Genomic DNA, 23,542 nt, shown 5'->3' with positions numbered 1-23,542 from the left:
CGGACCCCTTCTGTCCGACAAAAAAGAAAAAAAAAACCACAGATGTTGCGGCCTACCCCCCCCCCCCCCCCCCCCCCCCCCCCTCCACCCCCCCCCCCCCCCCCCCCCCCCCCGCCGTCGTGCTGCCCGCCCGTCCCGTGCGCGATGCCGCGCGCCTGTGCCGTGCGCCCCCTCCGACCTCCCTCTTCTCCTCATTCTTGGCAGAAGGGGCGCACGGGGCGCACCCCCGAGAGAGGATTGTCAGTGGCTCCCGGTAGCGTTTTGGTGAAAACGAGGAGCGGGCGGGCATCGGCGGAAAAAGACCATGTGTGGTCAGCTGCTGCGGCACGCCCCGGAACATGCCGTATCCGCTGTAGGTCAAGGCGAGGCGGCATGGAGCGTCGGAGACAAGGAAGGACGGCGAACTGCCGTGTATCGCTGGGAAATCACCCGGGCCGCACTGGCGCAGCGTGTTTTCGCCATCGTCCGTAGCCGGACCTACGACGAGGCCAGCGCCACCGCCGATACTCTGCTGTCCGCGGGCATCACCAGCCTGGAGATATCCCTCACCACCCCCTTCGCCCTGGAAGCGGTCACCACGCTCACCCGGGAGCTGGGGGACGACGCGGTCATCGGTGCCGGCACGGTCCTTGACGCGATATCGGCCCGGATGGCGGTCGACGCGGGTGCCCGTTTCCTGGTCTCGCCACGCCTGGACGCCGAGGTCATCCGTACCGGCCACCGCTATGGCGTCCCGGTCTTCCCCGGGGTGTCGACGCCGTCCGAGATGGTCCAGGGGCTGGAGCTCGGGGCGGACGCGCTCAAGCTGTTCCCCGCCTCGGGACACGACCCGGCCTGGCTGACGGAGGTCCGTGCCGCGCTGCCGCAGGTGCCGCTGCTGCCGACGGGCGGGGTGACGGTCGACAGCGCGCCGGAGTGGATCGCCGCCGGCGCCGTCGCCGTGGGCATGGGTGCGGCCCTCTCCGACGGCGACCGTGACAGGGTTGCCAAGCGCGCCGCCGATCTCCTCACGCGCCTGGAGGAGGCCGCCCCGGACCGCCCGGCGCTCCGCGGCACCGCGGACTTCTGAGCGGACCGACGGCGGGCGTGCGGCAGGAGGGTTGACGGCGGGCGTGCGGCAGGACGGCTGACGGCGGGCCGGTGTGCCGCCGCCCGGCCCCTGCCGGGACCGACGGCGCGCGTGCCGTACGCGCACTGACGGCGCGTCGGTGCGCCGCCGACCGGCCCCTCCGGCCATCCGGGCCGGTCGGGGGCTTCTCCCGGACCCCGGGCTCTGTCACTCTGAGCGCTTCGATCATGCGACCGAGTCGCCGCGTACCGGAGTCACAGGAGCCCCCATGAAGCGCGCCGCCACGCTCTCCGCCCTCGCCTGTCTGCTCGCCGTCACCGCCGCCGCCCCGGCGGCCTCGGACGCCCCCGCCGCCGTACGGGGAGCCACCGCCGCCGGGAAGCCGTCGGCCCTCGACGCCGTCCCCCGGCGCGGGGTGCTGCGCGTCTGCACCACGGGTGACTACCGCCCCTTCACGCACCGCGACCCCGCCACGGGCAAGTACAGCGGTGTGGACATCAAGATGGCCGGGGATCTGGCCAAGAGCCTCGACGCCACCCCGCGTTATGTGGCCACGACCTGGGCCCGGCTCGTCGGCGATCTGTCGGCCGGCCGCTGTGACATCGCCATGGGTGGTGTCTCGGTCACCCTCCCGCGCGCCCGCTCGGTGTACTTCAGCGAACCCACCCGCACCGACGGCAAGACGCCGCTGGTGCGCTGCACGGACAAGGACAAGTACCGGACCCTGGCGCAGATCGACCGGCCCGGCACGCGCGTCATCGTCAACCCGGGCGGCACCAATGAGGAGTTCGCCCGCGCCCATATCCACCGGGCGACCCTCACGGTCCATCCGGACAACACCACGATCTTCGACGAGATCATCGCGGGCCGCGCCGATGTGATGATGACCGACGCCGGCGAGACCCGCTACCAAGCCAAGATCCACCCCGAACTCTGCTCGCTCCACCCGGACAAGCCCTTCACCTTCTCCGAGAAGGCCTACGCGCTGCCCCGCGGCGACGACGAGTTCAAGGCGTATGTGGACCAGTGGGTTCACCTCGCCACCCACGACGGGACGTACCGGAAGTACGAGGACGCCTGGATGAAGTAGCGGACCGTAGCGGCCGCGTGCTGTTTTGGAGAGTTGGCTCTAATATCGAGTCGGACTTTTCCTGATGCAGGACGAGAGGTGGAGGGTGAGATGGCCGGTTCGGTGCAGGCGAGTGCGGTGTTCGATCTCGCGGCGGCCCAACAGGGGCTGGCGGCACAGCCGTTCAGCAGGCTGGTGCAGGCGCGGATCACCGAGTTCGCGGAGGGCACGGCGACGCTGGAGATCGATATCCGCGAGGAACTCCTCCAGCAGCACGGGTTCGTGCACGGCGGGGTGCTGTCGTACGCCGCCGACAACACCCTCACCTTCGCCGCGGCCACGGCCCTGGGCCCGGCCATCGTCACCGGCGGTTTCTCCATCCAGTACGCGCGCCCGGCGCTCGGCCGGACGCTGCGGGCCCGCGCCCAGGTCGTCCAGGCCGGCCGCCGGCAGGCCGTCTGCCGCTGCGAGCTGACCATGCTCGACGCGGAGGGGGCGGAGACCGTCTGTGCGGTGGCGCAGGGGACGGCGATGACGCTCAACGGGCCCGCGGGCGGCGGTGCCGAGACGTAGGGCGGACCGGCCGTCAGGGGCGGCTCAGTCGCTCCCGGTGCCGCCCGCCGACGGCCGGTGGCCGAGGACGTTGACGACCCGGCCGTTGGGGTCCTGGACGAAGAAGCGGCGCACGCCCCACTCCTCGTCCTGGAGCGGCCGGACGACCGGCGCGCCGGCGGCCAGGACGGCGGCGTAGGCCGCGTCCACGTCGTCGACCTCGATGCTCATGTCGGGGGTGACGGGGGCGGTCTTGTCGTGGGTCATGAAGATGAGCTGGGCGGTGGGGTTGGCGGGCGAGGCGAGGGTCATGACCCAGCCCAGGTTCATGACCTCCTCGAACCCCAGCAGGCCGTAGAACGCACGGCTTCCTGCCAGGTCGTCGGAGTGGATGTCGGGGACGACACGGCGAATGGGCATGAGGCTCCTCCGGGACGTGCGAGTGGTCGGGGCCCGGGCGGGGGCGCCCGGCCCGGTGTGCGGTCACGGCTGTCCTCGGCCCAGTATTCCGGCGTACGGGACGGCCTGTACGGCAACGAGCGGACGCGCCGCGCCCGTTTCCCGGCCGGGGGGGGGAGGCCGGGGAACCGTGCACGGTCCGTCTTGTCCGGACAATGTGACCTCCGGACTTCCCGTCATCTGCCGGGGCGGATACGCTCGCGAGCGTGGGGAAACGCGATACGGAACAAGCCCTGGGCGCCGACGGCCCCGTCCAGTTCAGCGTGGACCGGAGCAGTCCGGTCCCGTTGTATTTCCAGCTGTCCCAGCAGCTGGAGGCCGCGATCGAGCACGGGAAGCTGGCGCCCGGCAGCCTGCTCGGCAATGAGATCGAGCTGGCCGGCCGGCTCGGCCTGTCCCGGCCGACGGTGCGGCAGGCGATCCAGTCGCTGGTCGACAAGGGCCTGCTGGTGCGCCGCCGCGGTATCGGCACCCAGGTCGTCCACAGCCAGGTCAAGCGCCCCCTGGAGCTGAGCAGCCTCTACGACGACCTGGAGGCGGCCGGGCAGAAGCCGGCCACCCGTGTGCTGCTGAACACCACCACCGAGGCCGATGCCGAGGTCGCCGCCGCGCTGGGGATCGCCGAGGGGGCGGAGGTCGCGCTGGTCGAGCGGCTGCGGCTGGCGCACGGTGAGCCCGTGGCACATCTGCGGAACCACCTCCCCGCCGGACTGATCGAGCTGAGGACCGCCGAGCTGGAGGAGACCGGCCTGTACCGCCTGATGCGGTCGGCCGGGATCACCCTGCACAGCGCCCGGCAGGCCGTCGGGGCCCGTGCCGCGACCGTCGAGGAGGGTGAGCGGCTCGACGAGCCCGAGGGCGCCCCGCTGCTCACGATGCAGCGGACCACCTTCGACGACACCGGGCGCGCGGTCGAATTCGGCTCACACGTCTACCGGGCGTCCCGTTACGCCTTCGAGTTCCAGCTGCTGGTACGGCCCTGAGCCGAGCGGGCGCTGCCCCCGACGGCCGCCGGACCGGCCACCCTGCCTGCCTGAGCACGGCCGGACGCTCCGTATTGCCCGAAAAATCCCGTTCTGTAGGCCCCTCGCGACCCGCATTCGTCAGAATGTTCTGACAAACCATTGACGTGGCTCCGCGCGCGCCGTTACAAACTCCTCCAGCCGCATTCCGGCGGCCGGGAGAAAAGGCGGTCCCACGATGATCGGCGTGCGTACGACTGGCCCCCTCGCTGTCCGCAGTGTCGCTGTGCGCAGCGCAGCCGCTTTACTGGCAACCGCCGCGCTCGCCACCGGGTGCGGCTCCGGCGGCGACCCCGACGCAGCCGGCAAGGACGCCGGCACCCCGCGCATGACCATCGGCATGGTCAGCCACTCCGGCGACGGCGACACCTTCTGGGACATCGTGCAGAACGGTGCCCAGCAGGCCGCCGCCAAGGACAAGGTGAAGTTCCTGTACGCGCACGACAAGGAAGGCGCCCAGCAGGCCGCGCTGATCCAGTCGTACATCGATCAGAAGGTGGACGGGCTGATCGTCACCCTCGCCAAGCCGCACGCCGTCAAGGCGGCCGTCCGCAAGGCCGTGGCGCGGGGCATCCCCGTCATCACCGTCAATTCCGGTGGCGAGTTCTCCGCGGCGTACGGGGCGCTCACCCACATCGGACAGGACGAGTCGGTGGCCGGCCGCGCGGTCGGCGAGGAGCTGAACGAGCGGAAGGCGAAGAAGGTGCTCTGCGTCCTCCACGAGCAGGGCAATGTGTCGCTGGAGGATCGCTGCGCCGGCGTCCGCAAGGGCTTCCGCGGAACGGTCGAGAACCTCGATGTGGACGGCACCAACGCGCCGAACTCACAGTCCTCGATCGAGGCCAAGCTGCAGTCCGACACCTCCATCGACGCGATCGTCACGCTCGGTGCGCCGATGGCGGCGATCTCGCTCAAGGCCAAGGAGGAGGCCGGCAGCCGGGCGCAGATCGCGACCTTCGACCTGAACTCCGCCGTCGTCAAGCTGCTCAAGGCCAAGGACCTCACCTTCGCCGTCGACCAGCAGCCCTACCTCCAGGGCTACGAGGCGGTGGATCTGCTCTGGCTCCACAGGACCAACGCCGATGTCCTCGGCGGCGGCAAGCCGGTGCTCACCGGGCCCGCCCTGGTCACCGAGAAGGACGTACCCAAGCTCACCGAGTACACCGGGCGAGGCACCCGGTGACGCCCCAGGGAAGACGGGACCCCATGAACCGGGACAGATCACCGGTCACGGATACTTGGCCGGTCGGTACCGGCCGGCCGGTACCGGTGGACGACACCACACAGCGGCCGGCCCGACCGGCCGGACAGCGAATACGACCAACGCAGCCGACACGGCAAGATCAGTGGGAAGGGCGAGTCCTCGTGGCACGGGTTCGGAGAAGGGGACGCGTCATCGGCGCCGTGCTGGCGGCGGCGCTGGGCGCCTCCCTGGCGGGATGCAGCAGCACCGGAGGTCTGCGCGCCGAGCAGGAGCGGGCCGCCAAGGCCGCCGGCGGCAAGGCCGCGGTGAACACCCCCAGGTGGACGTTTGCGATGGTCACCCACTCGGGAGACGGCGACACCTTCTGGGACATCGTGCAGAACGGCGCCCAGCAGGCCGCCGTCAAGGACAACATCAAGTTCGTCTACGGGCACGACAAGGAGGCCCAGCGGCAGAGCCAGCTGGTGCAGTCCTACATCGACCAGAAGGTCGACGGGCTGATCGTCTCGCTGGCCAAGCCCAACGCCATGAAGGATGTCGTCGCCAAGGCCGAGAAGGCCGGCATCCCGGTGATCACGGTGAACTCCGGCGCCGAGGAGTCCAAGGCGTTCGGGGCGCTCAGCCACATCGGGCAGGACGAGACGGTGGCCGGCGAGGCGGTCGGCGAGGAACTGAACAAGCGCGGCCGCAAGAAGGCCCTGTGCATCCTGCACGAGCAGGGCAACGTCGGCCATGAGCAGCGCTGCGACGGCGCCAAGAAGACCTTCAAGGGCGATCTTCAGAAGCTGTATGTCGAGGGCACCAACATGCCCGATGTGCAGTCCTCGATCGAGTCCAAGCTCCAGTCCGACAGCGCCCTCGACGCCGTCGTCACGCTCGGCGCGCCCTTCGCCGCCACGGCCGTCAAGGCCAAGGAGCAGGCCGGCAGCAAGGCCGAGATCGACACCTTCGACCTCAATGCCCAGGTCGCGACCGGCCTGAAGGACGGCACACTCGGCTTCGCCGTCGACCAGCAGCCCTACCTCCAGGGCTACCAGGCCGTCGACCTACTGTGGCTCTACAAGTACAACGCCGACGTCCTCGGCGGTGGCAAGCCGGTGCTCACCGGGCCCCAGGTGATCACCAAGAAGGACGCCGCCGCACTGGAGGACTACACGAAGCGGGGGACCCGATGAGCCACGCGGACGCACCACCACTTCAGCCGGCCGGTCCGGCCAAGAGCGGCGACGAACGGCTGCTGCACCGCTCCCTCGCCCGGCGGCTGATGGGCCGCCCCGAGCTGGGCTCCGTCGTCGGCGCCGCCGCGGTCTTCGTCTTCTTCTCGATCGTCGCCGAGCCGTTCCTGCGCGCCGCCAGCCTCTCCACCGTGCTCTACGCGTCATCGACGATCGGCATCATGGCCGTGCCGGTGGCGCTGCTGATGATCGGCGGGGAATTCGATCTGTCGGCCGGTGTCATGGTCGTCAGCTCGGCGCTGATCTCGTCGATGTTCAGCTACCAGATGACCGCCAACACCTGGGTGGGCGTGGGGGTGTCGCTGCTGGTCACCCTCGCCATCGGGGCGTTCAACGGCCTGCTGCTGACCCGTACGAAACTGCCCAGCTTCATCATCACGCTCGGCACCTTCTTCATGCTGACCGGCCTCAACCTCGGCTTCACCAAGCTGATCAGCGGCACGGTCTCGACGAAGACCATCGCCGACATGGAGGGCTTCGACTCGGCCCGTACGCTCTTCGCCTCGCATCTGACCCTGGGCAGCGTGGACATCCAGGTCACCATCCTGTGGTGGCTGGCGCTGGTCGCGGTCGCCACCTGGATCCTGCTGCGCACCCGCGTCGGCAACTGGATCTTCGCGGTGGGCGGTAACGCCGACGCCGCACGGGCCGTGGGTGTCCCGGTCACCAAGACCAAGATCGGCCTCTACATGGGCGTCGCCTTCGCCGCCTGGGTCTCCGGCCAGCATCTGCTGTTCTCGTACGACGCGATCCAGTCCGGCGACGGCGTGGGCAACGAGTTCCTCTACATCATCGCCGCGGCGGTCGGCGGCTGTCTGATGACCGGCGGCTTCGGCTCGGCGATCGGTGCCGCCGTCGGCGCCTTCATCTTCGGCATGGCCAGCAAGGGCATCGTCTACGCGCAGTGGAATCCGGACTGGTACAAGTTCTTCCTCGGCGCGATGCTGCTGCTCGCCACGCTCCTGAACGCATGGGTCCGCAAGCGGGCGGAGGAAAAGGCATGACAGCGCTGGTTGAGCTGACCGACGTCAGCAAGTACTACGGGAACGTCCGGGCCCTGGAAGGTGTCTCGCTGGAGGTGCACGCGGGAGAGATCTCCTGTGTGCTGGGCGACAACGGCGCCGGCAAGTCCACCCTCATCAAGATCATCGCGGGGCTGCACCGGCATGACGCCGGCTCCTTCACCATCGACGGGGAGGAGACCACCCTCGCCTCCCCGCGCGAGGCCCTGGACCGCGGCATCGCCACCGTCTACCAGGACCTCGCCGTGGTCCCCCTGATGCCGGTGTGGCGGAACTTCTTCCTCGGCTCCGAGCCCACCACCGGCGCCGGGCCGTTCAAGCGGCTCGATGTCCGGACGATGCGCGAGACCACCCGCAGTGAGCTGCTGCGGATGGGCATCGACCTGCGCGATGTCGACCAGCCCATCGGCACCCTCTCGGGCGGCGAGCGGCAGTGCGTCGCCATCGCCCGCGCCGTCTACTTCGGCGCCAAGGTCCTCGTCCTGGACGAGCCGACCGCGGCGCTCGGCGTCAAGCAGTCCGGCGTCGTCCTCAAGTACGTCGCGGCCGCCCGGGATGCCGGACTCGGCGTGGTGTTGATCACCCACAATCCGCATCACGCCTATCTCGTCGGCGACCGCTTCGTACTGCTCAAGCGGGGCACGATGGCCGGCAGCCACGCCAAATCGGAGATCGCCCTGGAGGAGCTGACCCGCCAAATGGCAGGCGGCAGCGAGCTGGAACAGCTCAGTCATGAGCTGGCCCGCACCGCGACACCGGAATTCCCCGGCGGTCACCGGCCCGAGTGATCTTCACCGCGCCCCGCGCAGGCCCCCGGGCCGCGCGGGGCGCGTCACTCTCCGTCGCGGTGCGCGGAACGGTGCGGGTGATGCACAATCGCAGCGAACCAGCACATCGAGGCCCCGGCCTCCCGAGACCCGCAGGGACGAGACGACTCTTGCGAGCACGCAGCAGCCGCACGGGGGCACCCCCCACGCCCTTCGGGCAGTGGGGGAGCACCGGCGAAGAGGTGGGTCGATGAGCATGTACCGGGACCGGGTGCACCGAGGATCCGCCAGAGCCACCGTGCTGCGCACGGTCGGCACCCGCGAGCGGCGCTCGCTGCTGACCGCCCCCCGGGTGCCCACCGTCGGCATCGACATCGGCGGCACCAAGGTCATGGCGGGGGTGGTCGACGCCGACGGCGCCATCCTGGAGAAGGTCCGCACCGAGACGCCGGACAAGTCCAAGAGCCCCCAGGTCGTCGAGGACACCATCACCGAGCTGGTGCTCGATCTCTCCGACCGGCACGACGTCCACGCCGTCGGTATCGGCGCGGCCGGCTGGGTCGACGCGGACCGCAGCAAGGTGCTCTTCGCCCCGCATCTGAACTGGCGCAACGAGCCCCTGCGTGACCGGCTCGCCGGCCGTCTGGCCGTCCCCGTCATGGTCGACAACGACGCCAACACCGCCGCCTGGGCGGAGTGGCGCTTCGGCGCCGGCCGCGGCCAGGACCACCTCGTCATGATCACGCTCGGTACGGGCATCGGCGGCGCGATCCTGGAGGACGGCGCGGTCAAGCGCGGTAAGTACGGCGTGGCCGGTGAATTCGGCCATATGCAGGTCGTCCCCGGCGGCCACCGCTGCCCGTGCGGCAACCGCGGCTGCTGGGAGCAGTACAGCTCCGGCAACGCCCTGGTGCGCGAGGCCCGTGAACTGGCCGCCGCCGACTCCCCGGTCGCGTACAACATCATCGAGCGGGTCGGCGGCCGGGTCGGCGACATCACCGGGCCGCTGATCACCGAGCTGGCGCGGGAGGGCGACGCGATGTGCGTCGAGCTCCTCCAGGAGATCGGCCAGTGGCTCGGCGTCGGCATCGCCAACCTCGCCGCCGCCCTCGACCCGTCCTGCTTCGTCATCGGCGGTGGCGTCAGCGCCGCCGACGACCTGCTGATCGCCCCGGCCAGGGACGCCTTCCGGCGCCAGCTCACCGGCCGCGGCTACCGCCCCGAAGCCACCATCGCCAAGGCCCAGTTGGGTCCCGAGGCCGGCATGGTCGGCGCCGCCGACCTGGCCCGCCTGGTGGCCCGCCGCTTCCGGCGTGCCAACCGGCGCCGCGTCGAGCGCCACGAACGCTATGAACGGGCCGGCCGCCGATGACCGACACCGACCTGCACTCCCTGCACGACGACCCCCAGCCGCCCGCGCCGCCGCGCGTTAAGCGCCGCCGTCCGCTGCTGATGGCGCTGATCGTCTTCCTGCTGATCGCCATCCCGGCCGGCTATATCGTCATCTCCGCCGAGCAGAGCCGCGACAGCGGTGAGGGCAAGGAGCTGGAGGCCGCTGCCACCGGCCTGACCAATGCCTTCCCCTCCAAGGTCCAGCAGCGGATCTACAACGTCCCGGTACCGGTCGGCTCCACCCCGGTCTACTACTACGAGACCAACTCCTGGCAGACCAGCGCGCTGTTCGTGCAGTTCCGGACCAACGAGTGGGGCCTGGAGCACTACCTCGCGGCGGTCGGCACCAGCACCGCCGCGCTCAAGAAGGACCGGATGACCATCCCGCCCGGCCAGGCGGCCAAGGTCGGCTGGGACCTGGGCACCGACGGCCCGTGGGCCGGCACGACGACCACGGACCGGGCACCGCACCCCTCCCAGCGGATCATGGTCAGCTACGACGAGCCGGGACACCCGGTGGTCTACACGGTCTCCACCGTGAAGTTCTGACCTGCTCCGGGGGCGCGGCGAGCGCGCCCCAGTCGTTCTGGTCCGGTTCGTCGTCCGGGTCGAAGTACACCTCTAGGTCGTCGAGGCCTGATCGGCCCGCGTGGTGACCGTAGGGGTTTCGCTCTGCTTGCGGCATGGGGCACAAGCCATCGGTGCGGCGAAAGGGACAGTGTGGCCTGATTGCCGGTGCGGACGGCCCGGTGGACTGCATAGGCTCAGACTTCGGCCCAAGGCGGCACCACGCCCCTGGCTCCGCGCACCTCGCTGAGGGAGCGGAAGGCTACGGGCGTCATCCCGTCTCCGGCCTCGTGATTGACCACCACGGGGCGCCGGACGGCGGCCACCCGCCGCGTGGGCTCCCGTACGCAGCCGTACACCAGGGGGAAGCGCGATGACGATGGAGACGATCTTCCGCAGCAGTGAGGTGCCGAAGCCTGACCGATTCGATGTCTGGCGGCAGCACCTGGCCGAGGCGGTCTGCCCCATGGAGACCAGCAGCGAGCACTCCGATGACTTCGACGGTGAGCTGCGCAGCCTCCAGCTGGGGCCGGTATCGGTGGTGCCGACGAAGGTTCAGCCGGTCACGGGGCTGCGGACAGCGAAGTTGATCCGGCAGTCCGACCCGGAGTGTTACACCCTCGCGCTTCTCCTGCGCGGAACCGTGGGAATCCGCCATGGCGGCCACGAAGCCGAGCACGGTCCACAACAGATGTATGTCGTCGACACCTCACGACCCTGGGAGACCGTAGCCGGCGCAGTGACATCGGTGGGAATGGGCATCCCCAAACAGCTACTGCCCTTTCCTCCCCACAGCGTTGACCGCCTTCTCGCCCGCTCCTTATCCGGCGGGGAAGGAATCGGCGGCCTGCTCGCGCAGTTCCTTATGCGCCTGGCCACCGACACCACGCCCTACCGGCCCGCAGACACCTCCCGTCTGGGCACGGTGGCCCTGGACCTGCTCACCGCCACGCTCGGCCACCACCTGGAAGCCGACGCCCAAGTGCCGCCCGAATCCCACCGACGCGCGCTGATCCTGCGCATCCAGGCATTCATTCATCGAAATCTGGCCGACCCTGACCTGCGGCCCCCGGTGATCGCAGCCGCGCACCACATCTCCACCAGCTACCTTCACCGCCTCTTCCGACACGAAGAGACCACCGTCGCAGCCTGGATCCGCCGGCAACGCCTCGAACGCGCCCGCCGCGAACTCGCCGACCCCACCTGGCGCACCACCCCCATCCACGCCATCGCCGCCCGCTGCGGCTTCCCCCACGCAGCCGACTTCACCCGTACCTTCCGAACCGCCTATGGCATGCCACCGAAGGATTACCGGCAGGCGACCTGCCTCCCCGGCCGGTAGTCGGGGCTTCGAGGTGACGACATTCGGATGTGCGGGACGGGGGAGGGCGCCGACGCCTGCTCCGCCGTACTTCAGGTGCCCGTCGGGAGGTTCCTCAGGCGGAGATGGCTTCGAGCAGGTCGCCGACCTTGGGGTCGGGCAGTGTCCGTGCGACGTCGGCCTGCGTGACGATGCCGACCAGCGCGTTGTCCTCGATGACCGGCACGCGGCGGACCTTGTTCCGGCTCATGGTGTGCAGGATGTCTTCGGCTTCCTCGTTGGCGTCGACGGTCACCACGTCTCCCTGGGCGAGGTCGCCGGCCTTCACCTTGGCGGGGTCCTTGCCCGCGGCGAGGACTTTCACGACGATGTCGCGGTCGGTGAGCATGCCTTCGAGGCGCTCGTCGGGGCCGCGGACGGGCAGGGACCCGACGCCGAGTTCGGTCATCTCCTTCGCCGCCTCCAGGACGGTCTCGTCGGCTCCGACGCAGGTGGCGTCCGGGGTCATGATCGCGCGTGCGGTCGTCGCGGTGGACTCCTCCGCTTCCTCGCTCTTGGTGGTGGCTGGTGGGGCGGCGAGCACGCCGTCATCGCGGCGCAGGACGGCATAGCCGATACCGATGCCGATGGCGACGGGCCATTCGAGCACTTCTGCGGCACCGAGGACACCAAGGCCCAGGTAGAGCGGGAGGCCCTTCTTGGCGGGCAGGACCCGCCGGGCGACGGCTACGGGCGCCATGGCGGCGTCCAGCACGCCGCTCGCCACCCGGCCGGGCGAGGGCATGGTCAGGGTGACCGTGCGCTTCGCTGCCGACGGTGGCGGGGTGGCCTTGGGAGGGGGCTCGGCCGGGCGCTCGCCTGCGGTGTCGGTTTCGGCGCTGGACGGGGAGTGCGGTTGGGGTGTGGAGGTCACGAGTATCGCCTCGCCTGTTCGATCATGAAAATCCAGGCCCCCTTATCAATAGGTCTACCCCGTATCGCCCCTTTCATCGGATTCGGTGAGACTGCCTCTGAAGGCTGGAAAGAGGCATCAACGCTCTGATCCGAGGAGGCATGCTGCATGGCGCCGGAGCATGCCTCGGCCCTCGGAATGCCGCCTTTCCTGGGGTCGGTCGTCTCCGCCGTTGCCTCGCACACGGCATCCGGCGTCCGGGCCGTCCGGGGAGTGGCGGAGAGACTCCTGGAGGGCACCGACCGCGAGGTGTGGTGGTCGTCCGAGCGCTGCTACCTCGCGGTCTCCGGTGTCCACGGCCCGCGAGGCGAGGCCGTCGCCCGTCGTGTGGAGCGGGCCGTGGAGGAGCATCCGGGGGTGCTGTGGGCGCGGGTGAACGCGCCCATGGAACGGGTCATCGTTGCGGTGGGCTCGCCCGCTCCCGGCACGCGTGAGCTGGTCGCGCTGGTGGAGCGGGCTGAAGGAGACCATGCGGCGGATGCGGAAGCGTTCGACGAGTGGCAGCCGGAGCCGCATCACCCGGCGGAGGGCCCGCCGTTCCCGTCGGTGCCGGCACTGGTGGCGGACACGCTGGGGCTGGCGCTGGTCACGTTCCGGCGGCTCGCTCCGTGGTTCGGCCTGCCGCCGGAGGTCGCCGGTGGCCTCGATGCCGTTCGCTATCACCCGCGCCTGCGTCACCTGGTCGAGGACATCAGCCCGAGTGAGCACGAGGACTCGCTGCTCCCGGTGATCGGCGCGCTGGTGCAGGGCGTGGCCACCGGCGGGGGCGGGCTCGCCCTGGACGTGCTGTCACGCCTGGCGGTGTGGCGGGAGGCGAGCGTGGAACGCGCCGCGTGGCGCGAGCGCGAAGCCAAGCTCGTCCGGGGACCGGAGGAAGCCTCGGCCGACGCGGTCCCGGCCGGCCGGTCCGGCCCCTCGCCCCGGGACGGCGCCGACCGGTACGCGGAGCGGTCGATGGCCGCGGGCCTCGCCGCCGGCCTGGCCGCCTGGCCGTTCGCCGGGATCCGCAAGGCGATCGCGGTCGGTGTGGCCTCGGTGCCGAAGGCACCTGGCGCCGGGCGTGAGGGCTTCGCCACGGCTCTGGGGCGGCATCTGGCGCTGCGCGGCGTGGTGACGATGGACCGTACCGCGCTGCGGCGCCTGGGACAGGTGGACACCATCCTGCTGGAGGAAGAAGCGCTTCGGGGGGACCGGTACGAGCCGGTGGACCTGGAGCTGCTGGCCGGCGCTGATCCGGAGCAGGTTTCCGAGCGGCTGTTCTCGCTCTTCGACACCGATGCGCCGCTGGCCGTCAGCAGCGCGGACGGCTGGGTGCTGGGCCCGCTGGACGGGCTGGACCTGAAGGGGCGGACCGGTCGCAAGGCTGCGGATGGTCTGAGACGGGGCGGCAGCGAGAAGATCCTCGGGCTGGCCCAAGGCCACCGGCTCCAGGCGGTGGCGGGGCTGGGCACCCAGTCAGCCCCGGGAGCCGAGGCCGTCGCCGCGGCAGCACGACGGGCCGGCGCACGGGTCGTGGTGGCGTCCGACCGGGACGCCCCCGGCTTCCGATTCGCCGACGCCGTGCTGCCCGCGGGCGATCGCCTGGCGGACTCGGTCCGTGGCCTGCAGGCCGAGGGCGCGGTCGTTCTGCTGGTCTCCGCCGACCGCCGCGCGTTGGGCACGGCCGACTGCGCGATCGGTGTGCATCGCGAGGACGAGCAGACGCCCTGGGGCGCCCACGTGCTGGTGGGGACGGATCTGGAGGCAGCGGGCTTGATCGTCGACGCCGTGGGGGTGGCCGCGGTGGTCGACCGCGACAGCCACTACGTGGCCGCGGGCGGCAGCGGGATCGGCGCTGTCGCCGCCCTTCAGGGGCCGGCCCGGCGGGCGACCGCGCGGGTCCTCGCGGTGAGCAACACCGCCGGGGCCGTGGCCTTCTGCATCGGCGCCTGGCGCGCCCGGCAGCTGCTGAGCCGCCCCCTCACCCCGCCCGTGACCCGGATTCCCTGGCACCTCATGCCCGTCGACCGCGTCATGGAGCGGCTGCGAACCCGTCCCGAGGGCCTTTCGACGCAGGAAGCGACCGCTCGCGGCGCCGAGGCGCACGCGGGGGAGCCGGCGAAGCTGACCCTGCCGTACGCCTTCATCGAAGAGCTCTCCAATCCGCTGACCCCCATCCTCGCCGCCGGTGCCGCTCTCGCCGCGGCGGTGGGGTCCCGGACCGACGCGGGCCTGGTCGCCGCCATCACCGGTGTGTCCGCACTCGTCGGCGGCTTCCAGCGGGTGAATACCGAGCGCGCACTCGCTGAGCTCTTCGCCCAGTCGGCCATCGGCGCCTGCGTGCGGCGCGAGGGACGGGAGCGGCTGGTCACCTCGGGCGATCTGGTGCCCGGCGATGTCCTCACTTTGGGGCCCGAGGATGTGGTGCCCGCGGACTGCCGGCTGCTGGAGGCGGAAGGGTTTGAGGTCGACGAGTCCTCCCTCACGGGGGAATCCCTGGCCGTGAGCAAGGATCCCGCGCCGGTGGTCGCCGCGCACCTCACCGGACGCCGCTCGATGCTCTATGAGGGCACGACGGTCTCCGCCGGTCGGGCCGTGGCCGTCGTCGTGGCGACCGGCTCGGCCACCGAAGCCGGACGCAGTCTCGCCACCGCCCGCCAGGCCGCGCCGGAAACCGGCGTGGAGGCCCGGCTCTCCTCACTCACCCGCGCCAGCATGCCCATCGCCCTGGGGTCCGCGGTCGCGGTCGCCCTCTCCGGGCTTCTGCACGGCCGCCCCCTGACCGACAATCTGGCCTCGGCGGTCAACCTGGCCGTCGCCTCCGTACCCGAGGGCCTGCCCTTCCTCGTCAACGCCGCCCAGCTCGCCGCCGCGCGCCGCCTGGCCGACCTGGGCGCCCTCGTACGCAATCCCCGCACCATCGAGGCACTCGGCCGCGCCGACGTCCTCTGCTTCGACAAGACCGGCACCCTGACCGAAGGCACTCTGGAGCTCGCGGGCGTCAGCGATGGCGAGCGCGCCGCCCCCCTCGACCGGCTCGACGCGCCCCGCAAGGAAGTCCTCGCCGCCGCCCTGCGCGCCACGCCGCCCGCCCGGCAGGCCGAACCGATGGCCCACCAGACCGACCGGGCGATCGTCGACGGCGCCCGCCGGGCAAAGGTCACCACCCGCACCGGCGCGCCCCGTTGGCGGCGCACGGACGCCCTTGCCTTCGAGCCGGCCAGGGCGTACCACGCCACCGTCGGCCACACCGGCCGCGGTGTCCTGCTCAGCGTCAAGGGAGCACCCGAAAACGTCGTCAGCCGGTGTACCCGGCGGCGGCAGCCGGACGGGCCGGTGACTCTCGACGAATCGGCCAGGCGAGCCCTTGCTGAAGCGGCCGAGGAACTCGCCGCCGCCGGGCGAAGGGTCCTGGCCGTGGCGGAACGCAGCATGGAGACCGGTGAGGAGCTCACCGACGAAGGCGTACAGGGCCTGGACTTCCTCGGGTTCCTCACGCTGGGCGACCCGGTGCGCGACAGCGCCGCGCCCGCGACGGCACGCCTGCGCGCGGCCGGCGTGCACACCGTGATGCTCACCGGCGACCACCCCGCCACCGCCGACGCCATCGCCTCCGCCATCAGCAAGGAGGTCGCGGAGCCCAAGGTGTGCACCGGGACGGAGATCGACGTACTCGACGATGACGCGCTGGACGAACTGCTGCCCACCGTCGATGTCATCGCTCGCTGCAGCCCCAGTCACAAGGTCAGGATCGTCCAGGCCTACCAGCGCATCGGCCGCGTCGTGGCCATGACCGGCGACGGAGCCAACGACGCCCCCGCCATCCGACTCGCCGACGTCGGCATCGCACTCGGGCGCCGCGGTACTCCGGCCGCGACCGCCGCCGCGGATCTGGTCGTGACCGACGACCGGCTGGAGACCATCGTCTCCGCCCTCATGGAAGGCCGCGCCATGTGGACCACCGTCCGCGCGGCACTCGCCATCCTCATCGGCGGAAACCTCGGCGAGGTCACCTTCAGCGTCGTCGCCTCCGCACTGACCGGTACCACCCCGCTGAACGCACGTCAGATCATGCTCGTCAATCTCCTCACCGACCTCGCCCCTTCCCTCGCCATCGCGGTACGCGAGCCGTCCGGCCAGACCGGCGAGCGCCTCCTCGCCGAGGGCCCGCACCGCTCACTGGGCACCGCCCTCACCCAGGAAATGCTGCTGCGGGGCGTCATCACCGCCCTCGGCGCCGGCCTGGCCTGGACCGCGGCGCGCCTCACGGGCCGCGGTCGGCGCGCGTCAACGGTCGCCCTCGCCGCCGTCGTCGGTACCCAACTCGCTCAGACCCTCACCACCGGGGGCACCGACCGCAACGTTCTGGTGGCCGGACTCGGCTCCGCGGCCGTCCTCGCCGCCATCATCCAGACCCCCGGTGTCAGCCAGTTCTTCGGCTGCACCCCCCTCGGGCCCGTCGCCTGGGGCATCACCCTGGGCGCGATCACCACCGCCACCCTCCTCGGCCACTTCTTCGCGCCGCTGATCACCACACGCCTCACACCGGCCACCGAGAAAGGAGAGGCAGAAACAGACGGAGCACCGGCGAGGCGCCCCGTCAGCCGGGTCCTTGCGGACGCGCCCTAGCTCTGCGGAACGTCCTTGACGAACAGGATGCCGTCGATGTCCGGCAGATGGGCCGGGGCGAGCGGGGCGTAGCCGAACCAGGGGGAAACGCGAGGCGCGGGCACCGCGTCGCCGAGGGCGGCGGCCAGCCGCGGGGCGTCGATGACGCAGCGGTCCTCCGGAAGCGCGTGGAGGAGTCCTTCGACGGTGTCCGGCGGCGGAGTGTCCACCCCCTGGTGCCGGATCGTGCCGAGGGCCGTCGCCACGAAGGCGTACTCCTCGCCGAGCTGCGCGCTCACGAGCGCACCGGCGCTCCACCACTCCACCGGCCCCTGCCACATCTGCATGGTGCTCTTCGCCCGCTGAAGATGGGAGTTGTGGGCGTGGACGAGTGCCGGGCGCCGTGCGGCGAGGGCAAGGAGATGGTGGGCCATCATCGAATCCCGCAGCGCGCACAGCCGGGTCATGCGGGCCGGTGAGGTGTCGGCCATCGAGTAGTGGTAGCGCAGCAGGCCGGTCGCGGTGCGCCCGTACAGGCGTGCCCGGTCCACGTCGTCCCGCGAGGTCGCCGTGATCAGCTGCGGTATCTGTGTGTCGAGCAGCGCCACCAAGTCGTCGGCGAGCAGCCGCAGTTGACGGGCCTCGGCCGACTGCCCCACGGACTGGGCCGGGTTCATCATCGCGGCGGGTTCGGTCCACCGGTCATCGGCGCCGAGCAGTCGGTCGAGCGTTTCCCCGGTGCAGGGGAGCAGGTCCGCGGCCACCCGGGCCGAGAGGTACCCGTGGAGTGCGGTGAGGGCCTGCCGGGGGCTCGCGGCGTGAGTGATCTCCAGCGGGCCGTCGAACCCGGCGAAGCGGAGCTGCTCGGACGCGGGGCGGCCGTCGTTGTAGGCACGCATCCAGCGCACGAGCTCGCGGTTGGCCGCGGAGGCGCCGAACCCGTGGCTGAATCCGTGCTCCATGACCTTGTCGAGAGTGCCCGTGCCCGAGGTGACGTAGTCGTCCACGGCCAGGCCCCTCAGGCAGTCGCTCTCGATCGCGATCGTCCGGTAGCCGTCCTGCTCGACGAACTGCCGGAAGAGCTCGTTGCGCTGGTCGAGCAGAGTGTCCTCGCCGTGGGTCGGCTCGCCCAGGGCGAGCAGTCGCGGCCGGGCCGGGAGCAGCCCCCTGACGGCGGCCGCCTCGACGGCATGGACGGAGTCCTTGATGTCAGTAGCCATGCCTTCAACGGTATCGTTGAACCCTCGGTTGAAACTTTTCCCCGATCATGGCGGTGTCATGGCACGAAACCTTCAAAACGGCGAACGTCTCAGGCCGATTGATCTGGCGCGCGGGCACGGTCTGTCCACGCAGGCGGTCAGGAACTACGAGGAGGCCGGCATCCTTCCGGCCGCCGATCGCACACCCCACGGCTACCGCACCTACACCCCGCTGCACGCGGGTGCCTTGCGCGCGTTCCTGGCCCTGGTGCCCGGCCACGGCCACCAGACGGCGACGTCGATCATGCGGGCGGTGAACGAGGGCGCGGCCGAGGAGGCGTTTCGCCTCATCGACGAGAGCCACGCCCAACTCCTCGACGACCGCCGCACCCTCCAGGCCGTGGAGAGCGCCCTGCGCGACCTGGAGCCCACGACGGCGTCCGGGCCTGATGCGGGGCCCGAGCCGGCCGCGGCATCCGAGGCCGGCGGCACATTCATCGGGCCGCTGGCGGGAAGGCTCGGCATCCGGCCCGCGACGCTCCGCAAATGGGAGCGCGCCGGGCTGGTACGCCCGCGCCGTGACCCGCTGACCGGGTACCGCGTCTACGACGAGGCCGACGTACGGGACGCCCGGCTGGCCCACCAGCTCAGGCGGGGCGGCTACCTGCTGGAGCAGATCGCCCCGCTGCTCGCCCAAGTACGGGCGGCCGGTGGGCTGGAGCCCCTGGAAGGCGCCCTGCGCGACTGGCACGGCCGGCTGTCCGCCCGCGGCCGGGCGATGCTGACCGGGGCCGCGGAGCTGGATGCGTACCTCCGCGAGCGCGGATGAGACCTCGGCCGCCGGCCGTCGAGCGGGTTCCGGCTCGTCGCCCGATGGCCAGAGCGTTGCCGAGTGCCCGCTGCGGGTCGACTGCCTCGTGCGCGTGCGTGAGCCATGGGGCAGGGGTACTGGTGAATACATGACACGACGACGGAATCCGGGGCATAAAGGCCGGGCGTCCGGGAGCGAGGAGCCGACCGAGAGGTATGGCCCCCAGCCGGAGGTGGAGCGACGGGCGCCGGACTCTCCGACGGGGCTGGGCAAGCAGTCGTGGTGGGCGGTGCTGCGCCGGACGACGAAGGAGTTCCAGAGGGACGAGCTCACCGACCGTGCGGCGGCGCTGACCTACTACGGGATCCTGGCGCTCTTCCCGGCGCTGCTGGTGCTGGTCTCACTGCTCGGCCTCGTCGGCAAGTCGGCGACGGACAAGGTGCTGAGCAATGTCATCAAGGTCGTCCCCGGCTCCGCACGTGACGTGATCACGAACGCGGTGCAGCAGTTGCAGGGCAACGCCGGGGTCGGTTCGGTGATGGCGATCGTCGGCCTGGTGCTGGCCTTGTGGTCGACCTCTGGTTACGTCGCGGCGTTCATCCGCACCGCCAACGCCGTCTACGACGTCCCCGAGGGCCGGCCGGTATGGAAGGTGCTGCCGGTACGCCTCGGTGTCACCGTGGTGCTGATGGTCCTGGCGGTGGTCAGCGCGCTGATCGTGTTGTTCACCGGCCCGCTGGCCCGCCAGGCCGGCACGGCGCTGGGCATCGGGGACACGGCGCTGACCGTGTGGTCGATCGCGAAGTGGCCGGTGCTGGTGGTCCTGGTCACGATCATGATCGCGATCCTGTACTGGGCGACGCCGAACGCGCGGGTGAGGGGATTTCGCTGGGTCACGCCGGGCGGCTTCCTGGCGCTGCTGATCTGGATGATCGCCTCGGCCGGGTTCGCGTTGTACGTGGCGAACTTCGGCTCGTACAACAAGACCTACGGAACCTTCGCCGGAATCATCGTCTTCCTGGTGTGGCTGTGGCTCACCAACTTGGCGATCCTTCTCGGCCTGGAGTTCGACGCCGAGACCTCCCGCCAGCGGGCCATCACCGGCGGCCACCCCGAGCAGGAGGAGCCGTACGTCGAACCGCGCGACACCCGCACGTGGGACGAGCAGGACCGGCGACGCCTGAAAGACCAGGACTGAGACGGTCGGCGGTGCCAGGAGCTGCCGGGGGAGACGCCCAGTTCACGCAAACGGCAGTCGCTGCACCTGTTCAGATCAGTGAGCGAGGAAACGGGACCCCGCGCCGGCTGCGGTGGAACAGACGAGCAGCAGACAAGCGCCCACGGCATGCCGTTTGAGCAAGGCGCGACGCAGTGCGGCGTAGCGGATCTCGTATTCGCCGCGCAGCCGCTGGGCCCGGTCAGCCGTGGCTTGCAGCGCCTGGCGGGTCAGGCCGAGCCGCTGCTCGGTGTAGTGGCGGGTGAGCTCTTCGGCCTGACCCGTCGTGAGCCAGTCGAGGCGCGCGCAGAGCGCTTCGGCCTCGCGCCGCGCCAGCTCTTGCTCGGCCTGGACGAGGAGGTAGCCCTCGACCTCGTTGGCGAGTTCGGCACTGTCCTGGTCCAGCCGGGGTTCGTGACGGCTCGGGGGCGTCAAGGCCGGCCGCCTTCTTGGCCGGGCGCCTCCACCACATCGCGCTTGCCTCGGGTCGCCTCGTCGTATTGGGCGATCTCGGGGTGGTGCAGGTCGAATGCCGGGGATTCGCTGCGGATCCGCGGCAGGGTGAGGAAGTTGTGCCGCGGCGGCGGACACGAGGTCGCCCACTCCAGCGAGCGTCCGTAGCCCCAGGGATCGTCGACGCCGACCGCTACGCCGTACTTGGCCGTCTTCCAGACGTTGTACAGGAACGGCAGGATCGACAGGCCCAGCAGGAACGAGCTGATCGTCGAGACGGAATTCAGGCCGGTGAAGCCGTCGGCCGCCAAGTAGTCCGCATAGCGCCGCGGCATGCCCTCGGCACCGAGCCAGTGCTGGACGAGGAAGGTGCCGTGGAAGCCCACGAACAGCGTCCAGAACGTGATCTTGCCGAGCCGCTCGTCCAGCATCTTGCCGGTGAACTTCGGCCACCAGAAGTGGAAGCCGGAGAACATCGCGAAGACGACCGTGCCGAAGACCACGTAGTGGAAGTGGGCCACCACGAAGTACGAGTCGGACACATGAAAGTCCATCGGCGGGGAGGCCAGGATGATGCCCGTGAGCCCCCCGAAGAGGAACGTGACGAGGAAGCCGATCGCCCAGAGCATCGGCGTCTCGAAGGAGAGCGAGCCCTTCCACATCGTGCCGACCCAGTTGAAGAACTTCACACCGGTCGGGACGGCGATCAAGAACGTCATGAAGGAGAAGAACGGCAGCAGCACACCACCGGTGACGAACATGTGGTGTGCCCACACCGACACGGAGAGGCCGGCGATCGAGATGGTGGCGGCGACCAGACCGATGTAGCCGAAGATCGGCTTGCGGGCGAACACCGGGATGACCTCGGTGACGATGCCGAAGAACGGCAGGGCGATGATGTAGACCTCCGGGTGCCCGAAGAACCAGAAGAGGTGCTGCCACAGCAGCGAGCCCCCGTTGGCGGGGTCGTACACGTGGGCACCGAATTTGCGGTCCGCCTCCAGGGCGAACAGCGCGGCGGCCAGGATCGGGAAGGCCAGCAGCACCAGGACAGCCGTCAGCAGGACGTTCCAGGTGAAGATCGGCATCCGGAACATCGTCAAGCCCGGGGCGCGCATGCAGATGATGGTGGTGATGAAGTTGACCGCACCGAGGATGGTGCCGAAGCCGGAGAAGGCCAGCCCCATGATCCACATATCGCCGCCGACGCCCGGGGTGTGCGCGGCCTCCGACAGCGGTGTGTAGGCGAACCAGCCGAAGTCGGCCGCGCCGTCCGGGGTGAGGAAGCCGGCCACCGCGATCAGCGAGCCGAACAGGTAGAGCCAGTAGGCGAACATGTTCAGCCGCGGGAAGGCCACGTCGGGGGCGCCGATCTGGAGCGGCATGATCCAGTTGGTGAAGCCGGCGAACAGCGGCGTCGCGAACATCAGCAGCATGATCGTGCCGTGCATCGTGAACGCCTGGTTGAACTGCTCGTTCGACACGATCTGGGTGCCCGGCTGGGCCAGCTCGGCACGCATCACCAGCGCCATCAACCCGCCGACGAGGAAAAACGCGAACGAGGTCATCAGGTAGAGGGTGCCGATGGTCTTGTGGTCGGTGGTCGTCAGCCACCTGATCACGACGCCACCGGGCTCCTGGCCCTTGACCGGCAATTCGTTTTCGTACGAGTCCTCGGCTGCCGCCGCACCGTGGATTTCGTTGCTCATACTCACTAGGGGGTGTCTCCCGATGCTCGCGGTTGGCGTCGCCAGTCAGCGGCATCATGGCCGTCGCAGCACTCGCCTGCGATCCGAAAGGGGCGAAACGCCGCCACTGGGATGACAGTCAGACCCAACCGGCCTAGTCGGACCGCGTCGCCGTTGCCGGCCGCCCCACAAGGCCGGGAGCACGGAGCTCAGCGCTCGTGGTCCGGGCCGGGACCAGCGGTTCTGTACGGAATCGCTGAGCACCGGTGGCTGCGCATCAGCCGAAAACCCCTGTGGGCGCCGTCTGAGAAGCCAGTCATCGGGCACCCGCTGAACTACGCGAGATGCGCGTCGCGGGCTTCGTCACCCGCGCAAGCCACCACTGAGGAGGCGTAGCGATGAGCACGGTGAAGGAGACGGTGGACGTCGAGGTTCCGGTCCACACCGCCTACAACCAGTGGACACAGTTCGAGGAGTTCCCGAAGTTCATGGAGGGAGTCGAGAGGGTCACCCAGCTCGACGACCAGCACAACCGCTGGACCACCAAAATCGGCGGCGTACGGCGGGAGTTCGACACCGAGATCGTTGACCAGCTCCCGGACGACCGCATCGCCTGGCGTACCACCACCGGCGATACGCAGCAGAAGGGCCTGGTCAGCTTCCAGCGCCTGGATGAAACCCACACGCGGGTGGAGCTCGTGATGGACATCGAGCCCTCGGGCATGGCGGAGAAGGCCGCCGACATGTCGGGAACCATCGAACGTCGGGTCAAGGGCGATATGCGGCGCTTCAAGGACTACATCGAGCACCGTGGCGCCGAATCCGGAGCCTGGCGCGGCCGGATCAAGCCCGGCTAGCCCGACCCGGGGGGGGGGGGGGGGGGGGGGGGGGGGGGGGGGGGGGGGGGGGGGGGGGGGGGGGGGGGGGGGGGGGGGGGGGGGGGGGGGGGGGGGGGGG

General features: G+C 70.5%; 20 protein-coding genes. 15 read left to right on the top strand and 5 right to left on the bottom strand.

Going from position 1 to position 23,542, the window contains the following annotated elements:
• The first annotated feature begins 409 nt into the window (after nucleotides 1–409).
• The 3 genes from ACZ4XD_RS14645 (at nucleotide 410) to ACZ4XD_RS14635 (ending at nucleotide 2,711) form a co-directional block, all read left to right on the top strand.
• Nucleotides 410–1,069 carry a bifunctional 4-hydroxy-2-oxoglutarate aldolase/2-dehydro-3-deoxy-phosphogluconate aldolase gene (locus tag ACZ4XD_RS14645; protein ID WP_468042010.1) on the top strand — a complete coding sequence of 220 codons (660 nt, stop codon included), beginning with the start codon at nucleotides 410–412 and terminating at the stop codon, nucleotides 1,067–1,069.
• 268 nt (nucleotides 1,070–1,337) lie between these two features.
• Nucleotides 1,338–2,159, top strand: a complete 822-nt coding sequence (locus ACZ4XD_RS14640; RefSeq protein ID WP_468042008.1) for a transporter substrate-binding domain-containing protein — start codon at nucleotides 1,338–1,340, stop codon at nucleotides 2,157–2,159.
• Between the two features lie 90 nt (nucleotides 2,160–2,249).
• Nucleotides 2,250–2,711 (top strand): PaaI family thioesterase, encoded by a 462-nt coding sequence (locus tag ACZ4XD_RS14635; RefSeq protein WP_468042006.1) that lies wholly within the window; start codon nucleotides 2,250–2,252, stop codon nucleotides 2,709–2,711.
• A gap of 24 nt (nucleotides 2,712–2,735) precedes the next feature.
• Here ACZ4XD_RS14635 and ACZ4XD_RS14630 read toward each other — a convergent pair whose 3' ends face one another.
• Entirely contained in the window at nucleotides 2,736–3,110 is a 375-nt protein-coding gene (locus tag ACZ4XD_RS14630) for a VOC family protein (RefSeq protein ID WP_042159109.1), read from the bottom strand.
• A gap of 302 nt (nucleotides 3,111–3,412) precedes the next feature.
• Here ACZ4XD_RS14630 and ACZ4XD_RS14625 point away from each other — a divergent pair, with 302 nt between their 5' ends.
• The 8 genes from ACZ4XD_RS14625 (at nucleotide 3,413) to ACZ4XD_RS14590 (ending at nucleotide 11,700) form a co-directional block, all read left to right on the top strand.
• Complete coding sequence (locus ACZ4XD_RS14625; protein ID WP_468042222.1) at nucleotides 3,413–4,132, top strand: GntR family transcriptional regulator; 720 nt, start codon at nucleotides 3,413–3,415, stop codon at nucleotides 4,130–4,132.
• Between the two features lie 217 nt (nucleotides 4,133–4,349).
• Nucleotides 4,350–5,354, top strand: coding sequence for a sugar ABC transporter substrate-binding protein (locus ACZ4XD_RS14620; RefSeq protein WP_468042003.1), 1,005 nt, complete (start codon nucleotides 4,350–4,352; stop codon nucleotides 5,352–5,354).
• 182 nt (nucleotides 5,355–5,536) lie between these two features.
• Nucleotides 5,537–6,550: a sugar ABC transporter substrate-binding protein gene (locus ACZ4XD_RS14615; RefSeq protein ID WP_468042001.1), complete on the top strand. Its 1,014-nt coding sequence runs from the start codon at nucleotides 5,537–5,539 to the stop codon at nucleotides 6,548–6,550.
• Nucleotides 6,547–7,614: an ABC transporter permease gene (locus ACZ4XD_RS14610; protein WP_468041999.1), complete on the top strand. Its 1,068-nt coding sequence runs from the start codon at nucleotides 6,547–6,549 to the stop codon at nucleotides 7,612–7,614. Before ACZ4XD_RS14615 ends, ACZ4XD_RS14610 begins: the two co-directional genes overlap by 4 nt.
• Nucleotides 7,611–8,420 (top strand): ATP-binding cassette domain-containing protein, encoded by an 810-nt coding sequence (locus ACZ4XD_RS14605; protein ID WP_251083760.1) that lies wholly within the window; start codon nucleotides 7,611–7,613, stop codon nucleotides 8,418–8,420. The genes ACZ4XD_RS14610 and ACZ4XD_RS14605 overlap by 4 nt, the downstream gene beginning before the upstream one ends.
• 229 nt (nucleotides 8,421–8,649) lie before the next feature.
• Nucleotides 8,650–9,771, top strand: a complete 1,122-nt coding sequence (locus ACZ4XD_RS14600; protein ID WP_042159104.1) for an ROK family glucokinase — start codon at nucleotides 8,650–8,652, stop codon at nucleotides 9,769–9,771.
• Complete coding sequence (locus tag ACZ4XD_RS14595; protein WP_468041996.1) at nucleotides 9,768–10,340, top strand: hypothetical protein; 573 nt, start codon at nucleotides 9,768–9,770, stop codon at nucleotides 10,338–10,340. The genes ACZ4XD_RS14600 and ACZ4XD_RS14595 overlap by 4 nt, the downstream gene beginning before the upstream one ends.
• A 391-nt stretch (nucleotides 10,341–10,731) precedes the next feature.
• The gene (locus tag ACZ4XD_RS14590) at nucleotides 10,732–11,700 is read left to right on the top strand and encodes an AraC-like ligand-binding domain-containing protein (RefSeq protein WP_468041994.1); all 969 of its coding nucleotides are present in this window, start codon (nucleotides 10,732–10,734) and stop codon (nucleotides 11,698–11,700) included.
• Between the two features lie 94 nt (nucleotides 11,701–11,794).
• Here ACZ4XD_RS14590 and ACZ4XD_RS14585 read toward each other — a convergent pair whose 3' ends face one another.
• Nucleotides 11,795–12,592, bottom strand: coding sequence for a CBS domain-containing protein (locus tag ACZ4XD_RS14585; protein ID WP_468041992.1), 798 nt, complete (start codon nucleotides 12,590–12,592; stop codon nucleotides 11,795–11,797).
• Nucleotides 12,593–12,739: 147 nt separating this feature from the next.
• On the opposite strand from ACZ4XD_RS14585, the gene ACZ4XD_RS14580 reads away from it, so the two are divergent.
• Nucleotides 12,740–17,239, top strand: coding sequence for a cation-translocating P-type ATPase (locus ACZ4XD_RS14580; RefSeq protein ID WP_468041990.1), 4,500 nt, complete (start codon nucleotides 12,740–12,742; stop codon nucleotides 17,237–17,239).
• Here the strand turns inward: ACZ4XD_RS14580 and ACZ4XD_RS14575 are convergent.
• Complete coding sequence (locus ACZ4XD_RS14575; protein WP_468041988.1) at nucleotides 17,236–18,438, bottom strand: erythromycin esterase family protein; 1,203 nt, start codon at nucleotides 18,436–18,438, stop codon at nucleotides 17,236–17,238. The genes ACZ4XD_RS14580 and ACZ4XD_RS14575 overlap by 4 nt on opposite strands.
• 58 nt (nucleotides 18,439–18,496) lie before the next feature.
• Here ACZ4XD_RS14575 and ACZ4XD_RS14570 point away from each other — a divergent pair, with 58 nt between their 5' ends.
• Nucleotides 18,497–19,246 carry a TioE family transcriptional regulator gene (locus ACZ4XD_RS14570; protein WP_468041986.1) on the top strand — a complete coding sequence of 250 codons (750 nt, stop codon included), beginning with the start codon at nucleotides 18,497–18,499 and terminating at the stop codon, nucleotides 19,244–19,246.
• Between the two features lie 130 nt (nucleotides 19,247–19,376).
• Nucleotides 19,377–20,426, top strand: coding sequence for a YihY/virulence factor BrkB family protein (locus ACZ4XD_RS14565; RefSeq protein WP_468041984.1), 1,050 nt, complete (start codon nucleotides 19,377–19,379; stop codon nucleotides 20,424–20,426).
• Nucleotides 20,427–20,501: 75 nt separating this feature from the next.
• Here ACZ4XD_RS14565 and ACZ4XD_RS14560 read toward each other — a convergent pair whose 3' ends face one another.
• Nucleotides 20,502–20,879, bottom strand: coding sequence for an ATP-binding protein (locus ACZ4XD_RS14560; protein WP_468041982.1), 378 nt, complete (start codon nucleotides 20,877–20,879; stop codon nucleotides 20,502–20,504).
• Nucleotides 20,876–22,612 (bottom strand): aa3-type cytochrome oxidase subunit I, encoded by a 1,737-nt coding sequence (gene ctaD / locus ACZ4XD_RS14555; RefSeq protein ID WP_468041980.1) that lies wholly within the window; start codon nucleotides 22,610–22,612, stop codon nucleotides 20,876–20,878. The genes ACZ4XD_RS14560 and ctaD overlap by 4 nt, the downstream gene beginning before the upstream one ends.
• Before the next feature lie 371 nt (nucleotides 22,613–22,983).
• Between ctaD and ACZ4XD_RS14550 the strand changes: the two genes are divergently transcribed.
• On the top strand, nucleotides 22,984–23,442 hold the full coding sequence (locus ACZ4XD_RS14550) for an SRPBCC family protein (protein WP_468041978.1): 459 nt from the start codon (nucleotides 22,984–22,986) through the stop codon (nucleotides 23,440–23,442).
• The last annotated feature ends 100 nt before the right edge of the window (nucleotides 23,443–23,542 follow it).

This window comes from Streptomyces sp. NPDC029466 (genome assembly GCF_055574515.1).
The sequence above is the reverse complement of the archived record's forward strand: the minus strand, read 5'-3'. Positions and strand labels throughout refer to the sequence as shown.

Bases quoted from the DNA above. Each gene is read 5' to 3' on its own strand.
- ACZ4XD_RS14580 (WP_468041990.1), top strand. From the start codon at position 12,740: ATGGCGCCGGAGCATGCCTCGGCCCTCGGAATGCCGCCTTTCCTGGGG.
- ACZ4XD_RS14595 (WP_468041996.1), top strand. From the start codon at position 9,768: ATGACCGACACCGACCTGCACTCCCTGCACGACGACCCCCAGCCGCCC.
- ACZ4XD_RS14575 (WP_468041988.1), bottom strand. From the start codon at position 18,438: ATGGCTACTGACATCAAGGACTCCGTCCATGCCGTCGAGGCGGCCGCC.
- ACZ4XD_RS14565 (WP_468041984.1), top strand. From the start codon at position 19,377: ATGACACGACGACGGAATCCGGGGCATAAAGGCCGGGCGTCCGGGAGC.
- ACZ4XD_RS14605 (WP_251083760.1), top strand. From the start codon at position 7,611: ATGACAGCGCTGGTTGAGCTGACCGACGTCAGCAAGTACTACGGGAAC.
- ACZ4XD_RS14600 (WP_042159104.1), top strand. From the start codon at position 8,650: ATGAGCATGTACCGGGACCGGGTGCACCGAGGATCCGCCAGAGCCACC.
- ACZ4XD_RS14640 (WP_468042008.1), top strand. From the start codon at position 1,338: ATGAAGCGCGCCGCCACGCTCTCCGCCCTCGCCTGTCTGCTCGCCGTC.
- ACZ4XD_RS14590 (WP_468041994.1), top strand. From the start codon at position 10,732: ATGACGATGGAGACGATCTTCCGCAGCAGTGAGGTGCCGAAGCCTGAC.
- ACZ4XD_RS14620 (WP_468042003.1), top strand. From the start codon at position 4,350: ATGATCGGCGTGCGTACGACTGGCCCCCTCGCTGTCCGCAGTGTCGCT.
- ACZ4XD_RS14630 (WP_042159109.1), bottom strand. From the start codon at position 3,110: ATGCCCATTCGCCGTGTCGTCCCCGACATCCACTCCGACGACCTGGCA.
- ACZ4XD_RS14570 (WP_468041986.1), top strand. From the start codon at position 18,497: ATGGCACGAAACCTTCAAAACGGCGAACGTCTCAGGCCGATTGATCTG.
- ACZ4XD_RS14610 (WP_468041999.1), top strand. From the start codon at position 6,547: ATGAGCCACGCGGACGCACCACCACTTCAGCCGGCCGGTCCGGCCAAG.
- ACZ4XD_RS14635 (WP_468042006.1), top strand. From the start codon at position 2,250: ATGGCCGGTTCGGTGCAGGCGAGTGCGGTGTTCGATCTCGCGGCGGCC.
- ACZ4XD_RS14550 (WP_468041978.1), top strand. From the start codon at position 22,984: ATGAGCACGGTGAAGGAGACGGTGGACGTCGAGGTTCCGGTCCACACC.